19 protein-coding genes and 1 riboswitch are annotated in these 18,296 nt (G+C 69.1%); of the genes, 10 read left to right on the forward strand and 9 right to left on the reverse strand.

Annotated elements, in window-relative coordinates:
- Nucleotides 1-25: 25 nt before the first annotated feature.
- The 3 genes from AC1ROC_RS05695 to AC1ROC_RS05705 all read right to left on the reverse strand — a co-directional run bounded on the left by AC1ROC_RS05695 (nucleotide 26) and on the right by AC1ROC_RS05705 (nucleotide 3,512).
- Complete coding sequence (locus AC1ROC_RS05695) at nucleotides 26-1,357, reverse strand: M50 family metallopeptidase (protein ID WP_492998658.1); 1,332 nt, start codon at nucleotides 1,355-1,357, stop codon at nucleotides 26-28.
- Nucleotides 1,358-1,428: 71 nt separating this feature from the next.
- Entirely contained in the window at nucleotides 1,429-2,511 is a 1,083-nt protein-coding gene (locus AC1ROC_RS05700) for a 1-deoxy-D-xylulose-5-phosphate reductoisomerase (protein WP_492998661.1), read from the reverse strand.
- Nucleotides 2,512-2,546: 35 nt separating this feature from the next.
- Complete coding sequence (locus AC1ROC_RS05705; protein ID WP_492998663.1) at nucleotides 2,547-3,512, reverse strand: FKBP-type peptidyl-prolyl cis-trans isomerase; 966 nt, start codon at nucleotides 3,510-3,512, stop codon at nucleotides 2,547-2,549.
- Between the two features lie 83 nt (nucleotides 3,513-3,595).
- Between AC1ROC_RS05705 and AC1ROC_RS05710 the strand changes: the two genes are divergently transcribed.
- The 3 genes from AC1ROC_RS05710 to AC1ROC_RS05720 are packed head-to-tail and all read left to right on the forward strand — an operon-like array spanning nucleotide 3,596 to nucleotide 6,625.
- Nucleotides 3,596-4,942, forward strand: a complete 1,347-nt coding sequence (locus AC1ROC_RS05710) for an aminotransferase class III-fold pyridoxal phosphate-dependent enzyme (protein ID WP_085369343.1) — start codon at nucleotides 3,596-3,598, stop codon at nucleotides 4,940-4,942.
- Nucleotides 4,943-4,949: 7 nt separating this feature from the next.
- Nucleotides 4,950-5,816 carry a LasA N-terminal domain-containing protein gene (locus tag AC1ROC_RS05715; RefSeq protein WP_492998665.1) on the forward strand — a complete coding sequence of 289 codons (867 nt, stop codon included), beginning with the start codon at nucleotides 4,950-4,952 and terminating at the stop codon, nucleotides 5,814-5,816.
- Between the two features lie 50 nt (nucleotides 5,817-5,866).
- A complete protein-coding gene (locus AC1ROC_RS05720) occupies nucleotides 5,867-6,625 on the forward strand; it encodes a lysophospholipid acyltransferase family protein (protein ID WP_492998668.1) in 759 nt (252 codons plus the stop codon).
- On the opposite strand, the gene AC1ROC_RS05725 is transcribed toward AC1ROC_RS05720, so the two are convergent.
- Complete coding sequence (locus AC1ROC_RS05725) at nucleotides 6,594-7,118, reverse strand: CGNR zinc finger domain-containing protein (protein WP_492998670.1); 525 nt, start codon at nucleotides 7,116-7,118, stop codon at nucleotides 6,594-6,596. The genes AC1ROC_RS05720 and AC1ROC_RS05725 overlap by 32 nt on opposite strands.
- Before the next feature lie 67 nt (nucleotides 7,119-7,185).
- On the opposite strand from AC1ROC_RS05725, the gene AC1ROC_RS05730 reads away from it, so the two are divergent.
- On the forward strand, nucleotides 7,186-7,404 hold the full coding sequence (locus AC1ROC_RS05730) for a hypothetical protein (protein ID WP_492998672.1): 219 nt from the start codon (nucleotides 7,186-7,188) through the stop codon (nucleotides 7,402-7,404).
- Nucleotides 7,405-7,407: 3 nt separating this feature from the next.
- Here AC1ROC_RS05730 and AC1ROC_RS05735 read toward each other — a convergent pair whose 3' ends face one another.
- Nucleotides 7,408-7,881: an OsmC family protein gene (locus AC1ROC_RS05735; protein ID WP_168689067.1), complete on the reverse strand. Its 474-nt coding sequence runs from the start codon at nucleotides 7,879-7,881 to the stop codon at nucleotides 7,408-7,410.
- A 37-nt stretch (nucleotides 7,882-7,918) separates the two neighbouring features.
- Here AC1ROC_RS05735 and gabT point away from each other — a divergent pair, with 37 nt between their 5' ends.
- The 6 genes from gabT to AC1ROC_RS05765 all read left to right on the forward strand — a co-directional run bounded on the left by gabT (nucleotide 7,919) and on the right by AC1ROC_RS05765 (nucleotide 14,136).
- Nucleotides 7,919-9,280, forward strand: a complete 1,362-nt coding sequence (gene gabT / locus AC1ROC_RS05740; protein WP_492998674.1) for a 4-aminobutyrate--2-oxoglutarate transaminase — start codon at nucleotides 7,919-7,921, stop codon at nucleotides 9,278-9,280.
- On the forward strand, nucleotides 9,277-10,272 hold the full coding sequence (locus tag AC1ROC_RS05745) for an asparaginase (protein ID WP_168689065.1): 996 nt from the start codon (nucleotides 9,277-9,279) through the stop codon (nucleotides 10,270-10,272). The genes gabT and AC1ROC_RS05745 overlap by 4 nt, the downstream gene beginning before the upstream one ends.
- Nucleotides 10,273-10,318: 46 nt before the next feature.
- Nucleotides 10,319-10,428, forward strand: a riboswitch (TPP riboswitch).
- Nucleotides 10,429-10,485: 57 nt separating this feature from the next.
- Complete coding sequence (locus tag AC1ROC_RS05750) at nucleotides 10,486-11,112, forward strand: YkoF family thiamine/hydroxymethylpyrimidine-binding protein (protein ID WP_492998676.1); 627 nt, start codon at nucleotides 10,486-10,488, stop codon at nucleotides 11,110-11,112.
- Nucleotides 11,109-11,702, forward strand: coding sequence for an ECF transporter S component (locus AC1ROC_RS05755; RefSeq protein ID WP_492998679.1), 594 nt, complete (start codon nucleotides 11,109-11,111; stop codon nucleotides 11,700-11,702). Before AC1ROC_RS05750 ends, AC1ROC_RS05755 begins: the two co-directional genes overlap by 4 nt.
- Nucleotides 11,699-13,339 carry an ABC transporter ATP-binding protein gene (locus AC1ROC_RS05760; RefSeq protein ID WP_492998681.1) on the forward strand — a complete coding sequence of 547 codons (1,641 nt, stop codon included), beginning with the start codon at nucleotides 11,699-11,701 and terminating at the stop codon, nucleotides 13,337-13,339. The genes AC1ROC_RS05755 and AC1ROC_RS05760 overlap by 4 nt, the downstream gene beginning before the upstream one ends.
- Entirely contained in the window at nucleotides 13,336-14,136 is an 801-nt protein-coding gene (locus AC1ROC_RS05765; RefSeq protein WP_492998683.1) for an energy-coupling factor transporter transmembrane component T family protein, read from the forward strand. Before AC1ROC_RS05760 ends, AC1ROC_RS05765 begins: the two co-directional genes overlap by 4 nt.
- Before the next feature lie 85 nt (nucleotides 14,137-14,221).
- Here AC1ROC_RS05765 and AC1ROC_RS05770 read toward each other — a convergent pair whose 3' ends face one another.
- The 4 genes from AC1ROC_RS05770 to AC1ROC_RS05785 are packed head-to-tail and all read right to left on the reverse strand — an operon-like array spanning nucleotide 14,222 to nucleotide 18,295.
- Nucleotides 14,222-15,028 (reverse strand): ABC transporter permease, encoded by an 807-nt coding sequence (locus AC1ROC_RS05770; RefSeq protein WP_085369353.1) that lies wholly within the window; start codon nucleotides 15,026-15,028, stop codon nucleotides 14,222-14,224.
- Nucleotides 15,025-15,951: an ABC transporter permease gene (locus tag AC1ROC_RS05775; protein ID WP_085369354.1), complete on the reverse strand. Its 927-nt coding sequence runs from the start codon at nucleotides 15,949-15,951 to the stop codon at nucleotides 15,025-15,027. Before AC1ROC_RS05775 ends, AC1ROC_RS05770 begins: the two co-directional genes overlap by 4 nt.
- Nucleotides 15,951-17,150: an ABC transporter ATP-binding protein gene (locus AC1ROC_RS05780; protein WP_434948175.1), complete on the reverse strand. Its 1,200-nt coding sequence runs from the start codon at nucleotides 17,148-17,150 to the stop codon at nucleotides 15,951-15,953. Before AC1ROC_RS05780 ends, AC1ROC_RS05775 begins: the two co-directional genes overlap by 1 nt.
- Nucleotides 17,150-18,295 (reverse strand): ABC transporter substrate-binding protein, encoded by a 1,146-nt coding sequence (locus AC1ROC_RS05785; protein WP_247597340.1) that lies wholly within the window; start codon nucleotides 18,293-18,295, stop codon nucleotides 17,150-17,152. Before AC1ROC_RS05785 ends, AC1ROC_RS05780 begins: the two co-directional genes overlap by 1 nt.
- Between the last annotated feature and the right edge of the window lies 1 nt (nucleotide 18,296).

Raw genomic sequence — 18,296 nt, forward strand, 5'->3', positions numbered from 1 at the left:
CGGCTGGGCGCGGGGTGTGCGGTGCCTAGCCGAACAGGTTGATCGGCTTGACGATGTCCGCGTACATCAGCAGCACGCTCATCCCGCCGAGGACGATCACGACCGCGAAGGTCAGCGGCATCAGCTTGGCCATGTCGACGGGCCCTGGGTCGCGACGCTTGAACAGCTTGGCGAACGTGCGCCGGATGCCCTCCCACGCCGCGCCCGCGATGTGGCCGCCGTCGAGCGGAAGCAACGGGATGAGGTTGAAGACGAACAGGGCGATGTTCAGGGACGCCAGGATCCCGATCATCGAGTACACCTTGTCGATCACCGGTACGCCGTCGAGCGCCGTGAGCTCCCCGGCCGCCCGCCCGATGCCGACCAGGCTCACCGGCCCGTTCGGGTCGCGCTCGCCCGAGCCGAACGCCGCGTTCCAGACGTCGACCATGCGCTGCGGCAGGTGGATGATCACGCCGACGACCTCGCCGGTCTGCGCCCCGACGGCGGGGAGCACCGAGGTGATCGGCTGCGGCACGAGCTTCTGCAGCGACCCGATGCCGGCGAATCCGGCGGTGAGCGTTGCGACCTTGCCGTCCGCGTCCTTGACGACGGCACCGGATGCGTCGGTCTTGGCGACCGTGTTGGTCTTGGGGGTGAGGGTCAGCGTCTTCTGTGCGCCGTCGCGCAGGACGACGACGGAGAGGGTGCGGTCGGCGGACTCGCGGATGATCTTGGTGGACTGCGCCCAGCTGGTGATCGGCGTGCCGTCGATGCTCACGATGGTGTCGCCCGGCTTGATGCCCGCCGCGGCGGCCGGTGCGGTGGGATCGTCGGCCGCGCAGGTCTGGCGTGCGCTGTTCGACGCAATGACACACTGGCTCACGGTCGCCACCGTCGTCGACTGCTGCGCGGTGCCAAAGCCCATCAGCAGCACGCCGAACAGCACGACGCCGATGAGGAGGTTCATGAACGGTCCGCCGAACATGATGATGATGCGCTTCCACACCGGCAGCTTGTAGAAGGTGCGGTTCTCCTCGCCGACGAGCACGGTCTCTGCGCTCGCCGACCGCGCATCCTGGGCCATCGACTGCATGAACCCGGTGGTGGCGTTGCGGCCGGAGCCGCCCTCCTTGCCAGGGGGGAACATCCCGATCATGGAGATGTAGCCACCGAGCGGGATGGCCTTCACGCCGTACTCCGTCTCGCCGCGGCGGAACGAGAACAGCGTCTTGCCGAAGCCGATCATGTACTGCGTCACCTTGACGCCGAACAGCTTCGCCGGCACGAGGTGGCCGATCTCGTGCAGCGCGATCGACAATGCAACGCCCACCAGGATGATGACGACGCCGAGGACGAAGAGCAGCACGGATTCCACGGCTACAGGCTAGCCGCGATCAGCTTGGAACCAGCCGGGGGAAACCTATGCGGCAAAGCTATGCGGTAAAGCTATGCGGCGGCGATCAACCGGTCGGCGGCATCCCGCGCCCAGCGCTCGGCCTCCGCGAGGCTCTCGCGGGTGAGCTCGCCGGCCGGGTGGTGCGCCTCCACCACCCGTTCGACCGTGTCGACGATGTCGAGGTAGCCGATGGCCCCGGCGTGGAAGGCGGCGACGGCCTGCTCGTTCGCGGCGTTGAACACGGCCGGGTACGTCTCCCCCGCCTCTCCGACGCGTTTCGCCAGCGCGACGGCGGGGAACGCCTCGCCGTCGAGCGGTTCGAAGGTCCAGCTGTGCGCGGCGGTCCAGTCGAGAGGGACGCCGACGCCCGGCACCCGGTTCGGCCAGTCGAGGCCGAGCGAGATCGGGAGCCGCATGTCCGGAGGAGAAGCCTGCGCGATGGTCGAGCCGTCCACGAACTCCACCATCGAGTGGATGACGGACTGCGGGTGCACCGTGACCTCGATCCTGTCGTACGGCACATCGAACAGCAGGTGCGCCTCGATCACTTCGAGCCCCTTGTTGACCAGGGTCGACGAGTTCGTGGTGACGACGAGCCCCATGTCCCAGGTGGGGTGCGCGAGCGCCTCCCCGGGCGTGACGTCCGCGAGGGATGCGCGGGTTCTGCCCCGGAACGGCCCACCGGATGCGGTCAGCACCAGCCGCCGCACCTCGCTGTGCGTGCCGGAACGCAGCGCCTGCGCGATGGCGGAGTGCTCGGAGTCGACGGGGACGATCTGCCCAGGGGCGGCCGCCGCTTTCACGAGCGCACCGCCGACGATCAGCGACTCCTTGTTGGCGAGCGCCAGGCTCGCTCCCGTCTCCAGCGCGGCGAGCGTCGGGCCCAGACCGACCGAGCCGGTGATCCCGTTGAGCACCACATCGGCCTCGACGCCACGCACCAGCCGCTCGGAGTCGTCGGCCCCGAGCGCGGTCTCCCGCACCCCGAACCGCTCCGCCTGCGCGGCGAGCTCGTCCGCATTGCTGCCGGCGGTGAGCCCGACCACGGTGAAGCGGTCGGGGTTCGCCTGGATGACGTCGAGGGCTTGGGTGCCGATCGAACCGGTGGAACCGAGGATGATGACTCTGCGCACGGGTCCAGCCTACGGAACCCGGCGTATCAGCGGTGCTAGCCGACGGCTTTCAGGATGTCGACCACAAACACCATCGTGTCCGTGCCCTTGATGTCGCCGTTGCCCTTGCTTCCGTAGCCGTCGGCGGGCGGGATGATCGCGATGATCTGCGAGCCGACCTTCTGGCCGACGAGAGCCTTGGTGAATCCGGGGACGAACTGGGAGGCGACGCCGGAGTATGCCTGCCCCTTCGCCCATGTGGAGTCGAAGACCTGGCCATTGCGCCAGAGCAGGCCGGAGTACTGGATGGTGACCGTGTCCGTAGCCTTCACCTCAGCGCCGTCGCCCTGCTTGAGGATGCCGATCTTCGTCTCGGTGGGCGGGTCGGTCTTCGGGATGGTGACCGTCGGCGCGCCATCCTTCGCGAGCTTCACCGTCGGGAAGCCCTCAGGCGGAGTGACGGACTTGCCGGTGGCCCTGGTCGGCTCTTTCTCGACGAGGTCGGCGACGAAGACGACAGGGTCGCTGGCCTTGAGCTTGAGCGACGAGACATCCGCATCACCGAAGGCCTCCTTGGTGGTGGAGGTGAGCACGACGCGCGACTTGAGCGGCAGGCACTCGACGGCGCGGACGAGGCCAGGGACGAACGCCTTGTCGTCCACCTTGATCGACTGCGCCGGCTGGCCGTCGAACCCGGCGGCGGGCGTCAGCTCCTTGCCGGTGGTGCCGTTGTACGCGACCAGCGCGATGCCGATGCTGTCGCCGCCCTTGACCATGGCTCCGTTGCCCTTGATCACGACGCTGCGCTCGATGTCCGTGGTCTTCAGCGGCGTCGGGATGGTGACCTTCGGCGTCGCACCGAACTTCCCATCCACCGTGATCGACTTCGACGTGTCTCCCGGCTGGATGTTCAGGCAACCGTTCGCATCCGGTGTCGCCGAAGCGTTCGGCGCCCCCGAGCTGCAGGCGGCGAGCCCGGCCACGACGAGGGCGGCGGTGACGATCGAGAGAGTTTTGCGCACAGTGATACTTTCCGGAATGCGGGCAGGAGTACCCAGTCTGCCGCATCCTCCTTTGCCCAACCTGACAGCGGGCGCCGCATACGATGGAACACATGACTCGCGAATTCTCGGTCCCGCAGACCCGCAACCTCGTCACCGCTCTTCCCGGCCCTCGCTCCATCGAGCTGCAGGAGCGCAGGGTCGCGTCGGTCAGCCGCGGGGCGGGCACCCTCGCGAACATCTACATGGAGTCGGGCTCCGGCGCGATCCTGGTCGACGTCGACGGCAACAGGCTGATCGACCTCGGCTGCGGAATCGGCGTGACGACCATCGGCCACGCGCATCCCGAGGTCGCCGCCGCCGCGTTCGAGCAGGCGTCGAAGCTCACGCACACCCTGTTCACGGTCACGCCGTACGAGAACTACGTGCGCGTCGCCGAGAAGCTGGCCGAGATCACCCCCGGCGACTTCGAGAAGCACAGCATCCTGGTCAACTCGGGCGCGGAGGCCGTCGAGAACGCGGTGAAGATCGCCCGCAAGTTCACCGGCCGCCGCGCCATCGCCACGCTCGATCACGCCTTCCACGGCCGCACCAACCTGACGATGGCGATGACGTACCGCCCCTGGCCGGAGCGCGCGGGCATGGGCCCGTTCCCCGGCGAGATCTACAGCGTGCCGATCAGCTACCCGTTCCGCGACCCGGAGGGGATGACGGGCGAGGAGGCGGCAGAGCGCACCATCGACTACATCAACACCCACATCGGAGCCACCGAACTGGCGGCGCTGTTCGTCGAGCCGATCCAGGGCGACGGCGGCATCATCATCCCGGCCCCCGGATACTTCAAGCGGCTGTCCGAGTTCTGCACGGAGAACGGCATCGTCTTCGTCGCCGACGAGATCCAGGCGGGTATCGGCCGAACGGGCACGTGGTACTCGATCGAGCACCACGGCGTCGTCCCCGACCTCGTCACGAGCGCCAAGGGCATCGCCGGCGGCTTCCCGCTCGCGGCGGTCACCGGCCGCGCCGAGATCATGGATGCTGTGCAGCCGGGCGGCATCGGAGGAACGTTCGGCGGCAACCCGGTCTCCACCGCGGCAGCGCTCGCCGTCTTCGATGTCTTCGAGAAAGAGGACCTGCTCGCCGAGGCGCAGCGGGTCGAGAAGGCGCTCTGGGCGCGCATCGGCGACTGGGCGGACCGCTTCGCCGTGGTCGGCGAGGTGCGCGGCAAGGGCGCGATGTTCGGCGTCGAGCTGGTCATCCCAGGCACGAAGACCCCGAACCCGGATGCGCTGAAGGCGATCCTCGCGCACGCGACCGCGAACGGCGTCATCCCGCTCGACGCCGGAAGCTGGGACAGCGTGTTGCGCCTGCTGCCGTCGGTCGTCATCAGCGAGGAGCTGATCGACGACGCGGCGTCCGTGATCGAAGAAGCCCTCGCCACCTTCGGCTGAGCCTGACGTGGGATTCCTTCGCCGACGGTGGCGCGCACTCTCCGGGGTGGCCGCCCTGGCCGCCGTCTTCACCCTGGTGCCCGCCGTCGGCGTGTTCGCCGAGCAGAAGGCGTCGTTCGATCCCGGCGACATCATCAGCGACGACAGTTTCTTCAACCCGAACTCGATGACGCAGGCCGACATCCAGAAGTTCCTGGCCGCTCGCCCGTGCAAACCCAAGGACGGCGTGCCCTGCCTGTCGCGCTACCGCGTCGACACCCCGGATGTCGCGGCCTCCCCCGAGCGCTGCACGGCGCTCCGCGGCCAGCGCAACGAGCGGGCGAGCAACGTCATCGCGCGGGTCGCCGCCGCGTGCACGATCAGCCCGCGGGTGCTGCTCGTGCTGCTGCAGAAGGAGCAGTCGCTGCTCACCGCGCCGAGCGCATCCGGATACCAGAAGGCCACGGGATACGCGTGCCCGGACACTGCGGACTGCGACGCGAAATTCTTCGGGTTCTTCAACCAGGTGTACCGGGCGGCGTGGCAGTTCCGGGAGTACACCGTGCATCCCGGTGACTGGCGATACCGGATCGGCAAGAACACCATCCAGTACCACCCGGACGCCACCTGCGGCACGAGCACGGTGACCATCGCCAACCAGGCGACGGCCAACCTCTACAACTACACGCCGTACCAGCCGAACGCGGAGACGCTGGCGAAGCCGACGGGACCGGCCGGCGCGTGCTCTACCTTCGGCAACCTCAACTTCTCCCGGCTGTACAACGCCTGGTTCGGCTCGCCGCTCGCTGTGCGGTTCGCCGGGTTCGTTCCGGCCTGCCTGATCTACACCGGCGGGTTCGGCTGCGAACCGGTCCGGCCGTTCGACGGCGGGTGAGCCCGCACGCATTCCGTTCGCGGAATACACCCGAGACTACGCTCGTATCCGTGACACAGACCGCACCCGACGATGGGACGACCGAGGTGAAGAAGCCCGGTTTCGTCTACCTGCTCGGGCGCTCGGTCATCGGGCCCGTCGCGCGGCTGCTCTATCGACCGACGATCATCGGCCGCAAGAACGTTCCGCGCACCGGCAAGATCATCCTGGCGAGCAACCACCTGTCGTTCATCGACAGCATCGTCATCCCGCTGATGGCGCCGCGGCGCGTGCAGTTCCTCGCCAAGTCGCACTACTTCGAGGGCACCGGTTTCAAGGGGTGGGTGTCCCGCACGTTCTTCACGGCGATCGGGGCCGTGGGCGTCGAGCGCGGCGCTGGACAGGCCGCCCAGGACGCGCTGGAGCAGTCCAAGCGGATCATCGACACCGGAGCGGCGTTCGCGCTGTACCCGGAGGGCACGCGGTCGCTCGACGGACGTCTGTACAAGGGGCGGACGGGCGTCGCCTGGCTCGCCCTCACCACGGGCGCACTGGTCGTGCCGGTGGGCCTGATCGGCACGAACGAGCTGCAGCCGGTGGGCTCGAAGGTGCCGCGCATCCGGAAGTTCACAGTGAAGTTCGGCGAGCCGATCGACGTAAGCAAATACGGGTCGGCGGAGTCTGGTCGCGCTCGCCGTCAGGCGACGGACGAGATCATGGCGGCCATCCACGGGCTCACCGGGCAGGAACTGGCCGAGCGGTACAACGAGGCTCCCCCGGCCAACGCGGTCGAGCGCGTCAAGCGGGCGTTCCACCCCGAGCGTCGGTAGCGTCGGCGTCGGCTGCATCGGTGTCGGCATCCGTCGCCTTCGAGCGGTAGGTGCGCGCCTTCTGCCTGTTGCCGCAGACGCCCATGCTGCACCAGGTGCGTGATCCGTTGCGCGACTTGTCGTAGAACGCCCAGCGGCAGTCGTCCGCCCCGCACAGCTTCACGCGTTCGAGCCTGCCCTGGATGCTCAGGATGACCGAGCTCGCGACCGCCGCCTGCGCCGCGGTGCGCGCGGTGAGGCCGACGGTGCGCTCCCCGCAGGTGGTCTCCAGCTCGACGGACGGGAGGGATGCGGCGTCCCCGTCGATCACGGAGCGCAGCGCATCCCGCACCCGCCTGGCCTCCTCCGTGTCACCCGGCTCGACGCCGCGCGCCTCCGCCCAGACGGCGAAGCCGGCGGGGTCGTCGATGGCGTCGACGCCGTCCTCGACGTCGTAGGTGTTGAGGAAGTCGACCAGGAGGTCGGCACCGAGCTCGACTGCATTCGTACGCATGTAACCATTGTAACTCGATAACTGGTTACGGTATGCTCTAACCACCAAAACAAGTTAGGTGGTTATCATGCATCCGCTCACACTGTGGCTGACGTCGATCGCCGAACTCGGCGAGCGCGAACGCGAACAGGCACTGCTCCGCACCCGCCGCGACTCCGGCACCGAGCAGCCTCCACCGCTCACCCGCGACGGCCGCTGGGCGGCCGCCATCCACCGCTGGGCAGAGGAGGAGCGCGCGTCCGCGCCCGCCGCCGTCCCCACCACAGCCCGCACCCGCCACGCGTAGTGATCAGGCGAGGGTGAGGAGTTCGGGGGCGTGGGCGACGGGGAAGTTCACCGACGCCGCGATGAAGCACTTGGCCGCGGCAGGGGCGTGCAGGGAGGCGGCCAGCTCGGCCTGAGCAGGGTCGGCGATCGTGACGCGGGGGCGCAGGGTGGCGCTGGTGAAGTGGCCTCCCCCGTTGCCGGTCTGCTCCATCACTCCGGTCGCTGCATCCGTGTATCCCACCACGACGACCCCGGCCAGTGCCGCCTCGGCAAGATAGCTGAGCATGTGGCACTGGCTGAGCGCCGCGAGCAGCAGTTCCTCGGGGTTCCAGCGGTCGCGGTCGCCGAAGAACGTGCGGTCGGCCGAGCCCTCGATGGGGTGCTTCCCCTCGGCCGTGACGACGTGCTCCCGCCCGTAGTCCTTGTAGCCGCTCGTCCCGGTTCCGCGGTTGCCGGTCCATTCGATGTCGATCGCGTAGCTGTGCTCGAGCCTCATGGTCCGATTCTGCCACCGGAGCTAAACTCGTCTCATCATGACCGACACTCTGAGCACCAGCGCGCCCGTTTACAGCGTTGCGCAAGAACGCCGAATCGTCACGGCCGTACCCGGCCCGAAGTCCCAGGAGCTGCACCAGCGACGCCTGGCAGTGGTTCCCACCGGCGTCTCGTCCACCCTTCCCGTCTACATCGCCAAGGCGAACGGCGCCATCCTGGTCGACGTCGACGGCAACCAGTTCGTCGACTTCGGCGCCGGCATCGGCGTGACGACGGTCGGCCACACCGAGACGGCCGTCGTGGATGCTGCTGCCGCTCAGCTGCAGGACGTCATCCACACGCTCTTCACGATCACGCCGTACGAGGAGTACGTGCGCGTCGCCGAGCTGCTCGCCGCGCACACGCCGGGCGACCACGCCAAGAAGACGGTGCTCGTCAACTCGGGCGCCGAGGCCGTGGAGAACGGTGTCAAGATCGCCCGCAAGCACACCGGCCGCCGTGCCGTCGCTGTGCTCGACCACGCGTACCACGGGCGCACCAACCTCACGATGGCGATGAACTTCAAGGCGATGCCGTATGCGACCGGCTTCGGCCCGTTCGCCGGCGACGTCTACCACGCCCCCAGCTCGTACCCGTATCACGACGGTCTCAGCGGTGAGGAGGCGGCAGCGCGCACCATCGCATACCTCGAGAAGGTCGTCGGCGCATCCGACCTCGCCTGCCTCGTCGCCGAGCCCATTCAGGGCGAGGGTGGCTTCATGGTGCCCGCGGACGGCTACCTGCCCGCCCTGCAGGAGTGGTGCACGGCCAACGGCGTCGTGTTCATCGCCGACGAGATCCAGAGCGGCATGGCGCGCACGGGTGCGTACTACGCCAGCGAGCACTTCGGTCTCGTGCCCGACCTGGTGCTGAGCGCCAAGGGCATCGCCGGCGGTCTCCCCCTCGCGGCGGTCACCGGCCGCGCCGAGATCATGGACTCCGCGCAGCCCGGCGGGCTCGGCGGCACCTTCGGCGGCAACCCGGTCGCCGCCGCGGCCGCCGTCGCGGTGTTCGAGTCGATCGAGAAGAACCACCTCCTCGCCGAGGGCAAGCGCATCGAGAACACCCTCAAGCCCGCGCTGCTTGCCCTGCAGGAGAAGTACGACATCATCGGCGACGTGCGCGGCATCGGCGCGATGCTGGCGATCGAGCTGGTGCAGCCGGGCGCGGCCTCCACCAGCAAGGAGCCGAACCCTGAGGCCGTCACCGCCATCGTGGCGTACGCGGCCCAGCACGGGCTGCTCGTCCTGTCGGCAGGAACGTACGGGAACGTCCTGCGCTTCCTGCCCAGCCTGGCCGTCTCCGACGCGCTGATCGCCGACGCCGTGCAGGTGCTCGACGACGCCTTCTCCGCCCTGTGAGCCCCGCGGTCTTCACCGGCGAGGAGGCCGTCGAGCTGGCGGTCGTCGAGCGCAGCGGTTTCATCGAGTCCCGGCACGTCGGCTCCGCCATCGTGCTCGGACCGGACGGCAGCGTCGTCCGGTCGCTCGGCGCACCGAGCGCTCCCGTGTTCCCCCGGTCGAGCATGAAGCCGTTCCAGGCCATCGCGGTCATGGGCGCCGGCGTCCCGCTGGAGGGCGCCGCGGCCGTGCTCGCCACGGCCAGCCACGGAGGGACGCCCGCCCACCTGTCCGTCGTGCGCGGCCTGCTCGCGCAGGCGCAGCTCACCGAGGACGCCCTGCAGTGCCCGAACGACTGGCCGCTCGACACCGCGGCGCGCGACGACGCGATCCGGGCGGGCGACCACAAGCAGCCGCTTTTCATGAACTGCTCGGGCAAGCACGCCGCCATGCTGCTGGCCTGCATGGTCAACGGCTGGCCCACCGAGAGCTACCTCGACCCGCAGCACCCCATGCAGCAGCAGGTGCGGGATGTGGTCGAGCGGCTGACAGGGGACAAGGTCGTCGCGACCGGCATCGACGGCTGCGGAGCCCCGGTCTTCGCGATGGCCCTCAGCACCCTCGCCCGCGGCATCCAGCGCATCGCCACCGCATCGGAGGGCTCCCCGTTCGCGCTCTACCGCAACGCGGCGACGCTCAAGAACGCGGTGCTGGCGAACGGCTGGGCGATCGACGGCCCCGGACGCGCCAACACCCTGGTGATCGACGAGCTCGGCGTCTTCGCCAAGCTCGGCGCAGAGGGCGTGATGGTGATGGCCGCCCCCGACGGCACCACCGTCGCGCTCAAGATCCTCGACGGCAGCCTGCGCGCGGCGAGCATCGTCGCCCTGTCGCTGCTGGCGGATGCCGGGGCGATCGAGCGCCAGGCGGTTGACGCCATCGCTCCGAGACTCGACCTCGCGGTGTACGGCCGCGGCGAGCAGGTCGGGGAGATCCGCGCGTCGTACGTGTGACGCACGCCCCGTGACGTACGCCCCGTGTCCGGGACCGCGCTAAGGTGGTCCCGAACACGGGAGTCCGGTGAACCGGGCTGAGAGGAAGCGTCGAACGCTTCGACCGTCGAACCTGATCTGGATCATGCCAGCGCAGGGAGGCTGAATTCTCGCATATCGTCGCGTCCGCGACGGTGTTTCCCGTGCCCCACCTCCGACAGGAAGGGCACGACAGTGCACGCAACACCCACTCCACCCATCGAGCCGCGCGCGTTCGGCGTCGGCGGCAGGATCACCCTCTCGGTGATGAGCGACGACTACGTCGAGGTCATCCTCGGCGCGCTCGACGCGACGCCGAGCACCGGACTGACGGTCGAGACCGACCCGATCAGCACCTGGGTCACCGGCGACGAGCAGGACATCGCGCGCTACTTCAGCGCGCTGATCTCCGCCGCCTCCGCCGGCGGCCACCATGTCGTCGCCACCGTGATGCTCTCCCGCGGCTGCCCGGGCGAGGTCACCTGCGAGCGTCCGGAGCATCCCCCGGTGTTCTCGGACGCCCCGCTGGACGTGCCGCAGACCGGCGTGGATGCGCTGGCCCAGTGGGCGCTCTACCCGCTCGACGACCACGGCACTCCTGAGCGCACCGCCGACCACATGCGCGACATCTACGCGGCCATCGACGACGCGAAAGCGACGGGCACGTACGTCGGCAGCGACCACTACGTCACCAGGCTCTCCGGCGACGTCGCAGACATCGTCGGCACCATCGCCGGCACCTGGGCGGCGGTCGGCCGCTCCGTCGCGCACGTGACGACGCACGCCACCATCTCCGTCAACAGCCCGAGCGTGACCCGATGAGCGCCGGTGTCCGGCGAGGCTGGTCGCTGCGCGATCTGATGCTGGTCGTCGTGCTCGGGGTCGTCTTCGGCTTTCTCTACTGGGCGCTGGTGCAGGGCTGGATCGCCCTGTCCGCGCTGGCCGGACCGTTCGGCGACCTGGTGCAGCACGTGCTGCTCGGTGGCTGGCTGCTGGTGGCGCCGCTCGCCATCGCGATCGTGCGGCGGCCGTTCGCCGGCGTGCTGGCGGAGGTGATCGCCTCCGTGATCGAGGTGGTGTTCCTCGGCTCGGCCGTCGGGCCGACGCTGCTGATCGCGGCCGCGATCCAGGGTGCTGGCAGCGAGCTGCCGTTCGCGGCCGGGCGCTACCGGCGGTTCGGCTGGCTGCGGTACTCGCTGTCCGGCGCGCTCGGGGCCGGTGCGGTGTTCTTCTACTCGGCGTTCCGGGCGGGCTGGTACGGCACCGACCTGTTCTGGACCAGGCTGATCATCCAGGTGCTGTCCGGCGCCATCATCGGCGGGCTGCTCGCGAAGGTGCTGGTGCGGGCGGTGGAGCGCACCGGCGCCGTCGACAACTTCGCCATCGGACGGGACGCGGCGGCGGCCAGGTGATCGCGCTCGACGCCGTCGCCGTCCGCTACCGGCGGCAGGAGCATCCCGTGCTGAACGACGTGGACCTCCGGGTCGCCGCCGGTGAGCGCGTGCTGGTGTTCGGGCCGTCCGGGTCCGGCAAGTCGACGCTGCTGCAGGTGCTGGCGGGAAGCATCCCGAACAGCGTCCACGCCGTGCTCGACGGGTCGGTGCGGATCTGCGACGGCGTCACAGAGGCGAGCACCGTGGTGGAGCGCTCCCCCGTCATCGGGATGGTCGGTCAGGACCCCGCTGCGGGCGTGTGCCTCCCCCAGGTGGATGCCGAACTCGCCCTGGTCCTGGAGAACGCGGCGGTGCCTCCCTCCGAGATCGACGGCAGGGTGCGCTCCGCCCTCCGGATGGCGGGGGCCGCCGCGCTCGAAGGGCGCTCGACGGCGGAGCTGTCCGGCGGTGAGCTGCAGCGGGTGGCGCTGGCCGCCGCCGTGGTCGGCGAACCGCCCGTGCTGCTCCTCGACGAGCCGACCTCGATGCTGGATGCGCGCGGCGTGCGCGCCGTCCGGCAGGCGATCGACGACGCGGTGCGCGAGACAAGCCCGGCCGTCGTGCTGGTCGAGCACCGGCTGGACGAGTTCGCGGGCGACGCGGGGACGGCCGGGCTGCCGGAGCGGGCCGTCGCGGTCGGCGACGACGGTACGGTGCTGATGGACGGACCGACCGACGCCGTCCTCTCCGCCAACGCAGCGCGGCTGCATTCGCTCGGCTGCTGGCTGCCGCTCGACACCGAGCTGCAGGCCATCACGGGCAGGGAGGGCCGCGTGGAGGACGGGACGTTCGACGACTTCCTCTCCTCGTGCATCCCGGAGCGGGCAGAGGCGGAGACGGAGACGGCCGGTCGCCCGCTCGGCGACGCGGTGCTCACGGCGGTGGGTGTCACGGCGGGCCGCCGCGGCGCCCCGGCGGTCTCCGGCATCGACCTCGCGGTGCAGACCGGGGAGACGGTCGCGGTGCTGGGCGCCAACGGCGCGGGCAAGTCGACGGTCCTGCGCACGCTCGCCGGGCTGCTGCGGCCGCTCGCCGGACGGGTGGAGGGCGACCGTCCGGCGCTCGTCTTCCAGAATCCAGAGCACCAGTTCGTCGCCGGCACGGTCGAGCGCGAACTGGTCTATGGCCTGGATGCGCGGAGCCTCCGACGCCTGGACGTGCAGGGCATCCTCACCGAGCACCGCCTCACCGCACTCGCCCAGCGGCACCCGCACCAGTTGTCCGGCGGGGAGAAGCGCCGCCTGAGTCTCGCGGCGATGCTCGCCCATGCCCGCGGCGTGCTGCTGGCGGACGAGCCGACCTTCGGTCTCGACAGGAGGGACACCGTCGCCGTCGCCGAGGTGCTGCGCCGCACGGCGGACGCCGGGCGCGCCGTCGTGTTCGCCAGCCACGACCTGCGGCTCGTCGCCGCTCTGGCCGACCGCGTCGTGGTCGTGGCGGACGGCGGCATCGCATACGACGGCGACCTCCCCGGGCTCCTCGCCCGGCCGGACCTGGTCGACGCGGCGGGCGTGCATCCCTCCCGGCTGCTGCGCTGGTTCGCCGCCCGCTGCGACACCGCCGCCCAGCTGCGCGCGGCGGTCACCGCCGTCGACCGGGCGCGGGTGCCGTCGTGACCGCGTCGTTCGTGCGGGAGGTGGCAGACTCGCCGCTGGCCAGGCGGAACCCGAGCGTCAAGCTGCTGCTGATGCTGGTGGTGTCCGTCGCCGTGATGTTCGTGCTCGACCCCGTCACGCCCGCCGTGCTCCTGCTGGTGGCGTTCGCCGCCGTCGTGGCCGGCACCGGGGTGCGGGTGACGGCGCTCGCCCGGTCGCTCGCGCCGTTCCTGCTCTTCGCCCTCAGCGTCTTCGTGGTGAACGTCCTCACCCGGCCGGGCGACGTGCTCTGGCAGGCCGGGATGCTCAGGGTCACGACCGAGGGCGTGCTGGTCGGTCTCGCGCTCGCCGGACGCACCATGCTGACCGGCCTGCTCGCCGTCGCGTTCCTCGTCTCGACCGACGGCGTCGCCCTGGTGAACAGCCTGCACCAGCACGCCGGGCTCAGCGTGCGCGTCACATACGCGATCCTCGCCGGATACCGGATGCTCCAAGACCTCGGAGCGGAGTGGACGACGATCAGGCAGGCGCAGCTCGTGCGCAGCCCGGTCGGCCGCTCCGGACGACGCAGGGCGCGACCGCGCCTGCTGGCCGCCGCCGTATTCGCGCTGCTCGTCGGCTCGATCCGCCGGGGAGAACGGGTGGCAGGCACGCTGGAGCTGCGCGGACTCGGCCGCAGTCCGAGGACCGTCTGGCGGCCGGTGCCGCTCGACACGACGGACGCCGTGTTCTTCGCCGTCTCGCTCGCCGTGCTGGCGGCGATCCTGGCCGGGGCAGCGGCATCCGGGGTTCTGCGGGGCCCGGGCGCCCTGTTCTGAACGACGTGACGACCCGGCAGCTGGGTGCTGTCGGGTCGTCTCGCCTTTGGGGGTCTGGGTGCTTCGGCTCGGGTACCGGAAGCGGTCAGCCCACGTTCCTGGCGAGCCGTTTCGCTCGTGCCGCCGCCGTGAGCTGGGTAATCAGCACCACGAGAATGGTGATGATGAACACGGCGGAGGCGATCACGTTCGCCTGGGCGGGGATGCCGCGGGACGCCGCGATGTAGATGTACATCGGGAACGTCGTCACGGCACCTGCGTTGAAGTTGGTGATGATGAAGTCGTCGAAGCTGAGCGAGAACGACAGCAGCGCCGCCGACAGGATGCCGGGGAGCAGCAGCGGGAACGTGATGCGCCAGAACACGGCGATCGGAGACCCGTACAGGTCGCGTCCGGCCTCCTCCAGCGCGGGGTCCAGGCTCGCGACGCGCGCCTTCACCGTGACCACCACGAAACTGATGCAGAACATCACGTGGGCGATGATGATCGTGCCGAAGCCCTTGTTCACGCTGAGGCTGAGGAACTGCGCGGCGAGGCCGGCACCGAGCACGACCTCCGGGCTCGCCATCGGCAGGAACAGCAGCAGGCTGGTCTGCGACCGGAAACGGAAGCGGTAGCGCATCAGCGCGATGGCGATCATCGTGCCGAGCACCGTCGCGATGACGGTGGCGACGATGCCGATGATGATGCTCGCCATGAACGCGTCGCAGATGCCGGCGGCGTCGCACACGTTCGTCCAGTTGCGGAAGGTGAACCCGCGCCAGGCGATGTTGTTCTTGAGCGCGTCGTTGAACGAGAAGATGAACGTGTAGACGATCGGGATGAGCAGGAACGCCAGCGCGAGGAACGCGTAGACGCCGAGGCCGAGGCCCTTGAATCTGAAGCCCTTCACAGCAGATCCTCCGTCCCACTGCGCTTCACATAGACGCCGACCACTGCCAGGATGACCGCCATCAGCACCACGGACATGGCCGCGGCCGTCGGGTAGTTCTGCAGCACCAGGAAGTTCGTCTCGATGACGTTACCGATCATCGAGGTGTCCGAGCCGCCGAGGAAGTCCTGCGACGCGTTGATGTAGTCGCCGGCCGCCGGGATGAAGGTCAGCAGCGTGCCGGAGACGATTCCGGGCATCGACAGCGGGATGGTGACCTTGCGGAACGTCGTCCAGGCACTCGCGTACAGGTCGGCTCCCGCCTCCAGGTAGCGCACATCCAGTCGTTCGAGCGTCGAGTACAGCGGCAGCGTCATGAACGGGATGAAGTTGTACGTCAGACCGAAGATGACGGAGAACGCCGTGCCGGTGACGTGCGCATCCGGTGGCAGGATCGACAGCGCCTTGAGCGAGCTGGTGAACCAGGAATCGTCGGAGAGCAACTGCTTCCAGGCCAGCGTGCGGAGCAGGAAGCTGATGAAGAACGGTGCGATGACGAGCGTCATCAGTAGGTTCTGCAGGAGGGGGTACTTCCGCACCTTCACGCCGATGAAGTACGCCAGCGGGTAGCTGATCACCAGAGCGGCGGCCGTCGCGATGATCGCGTAGACGAACGACCGGATGATCTGCGGCCAGTACTCCGCGATCGCGTCCGTGTAGTTCTGCCACTGGAACGCGGCCTGGTACTGCCCGATGTCCCCATCCACCACGGGAGTCTGGAACGACGTGATGATGAGCGACACCAGCGGGGTGAGGAAGAACAGCACCAGGTACAGGATGCCCGGAAGCAGCAGCACGAGCGCGATGCCGCTCCTGCGCCGCTGCGGCGGCTCCTGGTCCTGCGCCGTCGGCGGCGCGGCCGACGAGAACGTGGCGAGCGCCATCAGGCCTCCTCGAGCTCCGTCAGCATGCGCTCCTTGGCCTGCGTCGCGATCATCTGGGTGTCGGAGTCGTCGGCGAACCGGCCGTCCGCCGGCGGTTCGTCGGCGAGCACGAAGGTGTGCGACGGGTCCCACGCGATCCACACCTCGCCGCCGAGGGTGGCGACGGGACCGCTCGACAGGTTCTGCGCGAACACGACGATCGTGCCTGCGCCGGGCACCTGCACCAGGTACTGCGTGCTCACGCCGCTGAACGACACGTCGATCACCCGGCCGGGACCCAGGATGTTCGAGCCGCCGGGGATCGCGGACGGGTCGGAGAACAGCGACAGCTTCTCCGGACGGACGCCGACCGTGACCGTTCCGGTGTGCCGCTGAGCGCGCGACCGGGGAACCTGGATGCGCTGTCCGGCCACATCCACGCCGAGCACGTCTCCTCCCCCGTCCAGGATCGGGCCGACGAACAGGTTGGACTGGCCGAGGAAGTTCGCCACGAACACGGTGGCCGGAAGCTCGTAGAGCACAGCGGGGGCGCCCATCTGCTCGATCTCGCCCTTGTTCATCACGGCGACGGTGTCGGCCATCGTCATGGCCTCCTCCTGGTCGTGCGTGACGTGCACGAAGGTGAGGCCGACCTCGTTCTGGATCGACTTCAGCTCCAGCTGCATCTGACGGCGCAGCTTGAGGTCGAGCGCACCGAGCGGCTCGTCGAGCAGCAGCAGGGCGGGCCGGTTGACGACGGCGCGGGCCAGGGCGACGCGCTGCTGCTGACCGCCGGACAGCTGGGCGGGCCGCCGGGAGGCGAGGTGGTCGAGCTCCACCAGGCGCAGCGCCTCGTGCGCCTTCTGCACAGGGTCGCCGATCTTGCGGCGGCGCAGCCCGAACGCCACGTTCTCCAGGATGGTCATGTGCGGGAAGAGCGCGTAGCTCTGGAACACCGTGTTGACGGGGCGCTGGAACGGCTTGGTCTTGGTGACGTCCTTGCCGCCGATGAGGATCTGACCCTCCGTCGGCTCCTCGAGCCCCGCGACCAGGCGCAGGGTGGTGGTCTTCCCGCATCCACTCGGCCCGAGCAGGGCGAAGAACGAACCGGCCGGGATGGTGAGGTCGAGGTTCTCGATCGCCGTGAACCCCGGGAAGCGCTTCTTGATCCCGACCAGCTGCAGGTCGGCGCCGGACTCGGCGAATGCTCCGCGTGCCATCAGGCGCCCAGGATGACCTTCTGGAACGCCGCCTGGTACTTCTGCTCCTCCGCCGGGGTGAGGGTGCGGAAGATGTGCGCGTTCGAGAGGGTGGTGTCGTCCGGGAAGATCAGCTGGTTGTCTGCGAGCTCCGGGTCGATCTTGACCGCGGCCTCCTTCGCACCGACCACCGGGGTGATGTAGTTCACCCAGGCGGCCACCTCCGCTGCGACCTCCGGCTGGTAGTAGTAGTCGATCAGCTTCTCGGCGTTCGCCTTGCGCGGCGAGCCGATCGGGATGACGAAGTTGTCGCTCCACAGGGTGCCGCCCGCCTCCGGCAGGATGAACTCCCAGTTGTCTCCGGCCTCGGCGTTCAGCTGGGTGATGTCGCCCGACCAGCAGATCGCGGCGAGGGTGTCCCCGCTCTTGAGGTCGTTGAGGTACGAGTTGCCCTTGATGTTGCGGATCTGCCCGTCGCTGACCTCCTTGGTCAGTTTGTCGATGGCCTTGTTGAAGTCGTCGTCGCTGAACTTCTTCGAGATGTCGACGCCCTGCTGCAGCATGAGCAGCCCCATCGTGTCGCGCATCTCGCTCAGCACGCCGACCTTGCCCTTGAGCTCGGGCTTCCACAGGTCGTCGACCGACTTGAGGCCGTTCGGCAGCTTGGACTTGTTCCAGCAGATGCCGGCGAAACCGCTCTGCCAGGGCAGGGACTTCTTGCGTCCGGGGTCGAAGTCGGCATCCTGAAGCGACGGCGACAGGTTCTTCTTGTTCGGGATGGCCGACTCGTCGAAGGTCTGCACGTAGCCGAACCGGATGAGGCGGGCGACCATCCAGTCGGTGAGGCAGACGGTGTCGGCCCCGATGTCCTTGCCGAGGGCGAGCTGGTCCTTCACCTTGGCGTAGTAGGTGTTGTTGTCGTCGACGGCCACGTCGTATTTGACCGTGATGCCGGTCTGCTTCTCGAACGCCATGAGCGTCGGGTACTTGCCGTTGTCGTCCTGGTCGAGGTATGCCTGCCAGTTGGCCCAGGTCAGCGTCTTGTCGGACGACGACACGTCCTTGGCCGCGGTCGGCTTGCTCGACGCTCCGCCGGTGGAGCAGGCGGCGAGGGCGAGCGCCGCAGCGCTGGCGCCGGCACCGGCGAGGAGCCCGCGGCGTGTCATC

The organism is Leifsonia sp. GW821-FHT13C05, assembly GCF_058806515.1.

Excerpts from the sequence above, each read along its gene's own strand:
- AC1ROC_RS05775 (WP_085369354.1), bottom strand. The coding sequence starts at position 15,951 with ATGGCGCTCGCCACGTTCTCGTCGGCCGCGCCGCCGACGGCGCAGGAC.
- AC1ROC_RS05755 (WP_492998679.1), top strand. The coding sequence starts at position 11,109 with ATGAGCGCCGGTGTCCGGCGAGGCTGGTCGCTGCGCGATCTGATGCTG.
- AC1ROC_RS05735 (WP_168689067.1), bottom strand. The coding sequence starts at position 7,881 with ATGAGGCTCGAGCACAGCTACGCGATCGACATCGAATGGACCGGCAAC.
- AC1ROC_RS05710 (WP_085369343.1), top strand. The coding sequence starts at position 3,596 with ATGGAACACATGACTCGCGAATTCTCGGTCCCGCAGACCCGCAACCTC.
- AC1ROC_RS05725 (WP_492998670.1), bottom strand. The coding sequence starts at position 7,118 with ATGCGTACGAATGCAGTCGAGCTCGGTGCCGACCTCCTGGTCGACTTC.
- AC1ROC_RS05730 (WP_492998672.1), top strand. The coding sequence starts at position 7,186 with ATGCATCCGCTCACACTGTGGCTGACGTCGATCGCCGAACTCGGCGAG.
- gabT (WP_492998674.1), top strand. The coding sequence starts at position 7,919 with ATGACCGACACTCTGAGCACCAGCGCGCCCGTTTACAGCGTTGCGCAA.
- AC1ROC_RS05785 (WP_247597340.1), bottom strand. The coding sequence starts at position 18,295 with ATGACACGCCGCGGGCTCCTCGCCGGTGCCGGCGCCAGCGCTGCGGCG.
- AC1ROC_RS05780 (WP_434948175.1), bottom strand. The coding sequence starts at position 17,150 with ATGGCACGCGGAGCATTCGCCGAGTCCGGCGCCGACCTGCAGCTGGTC.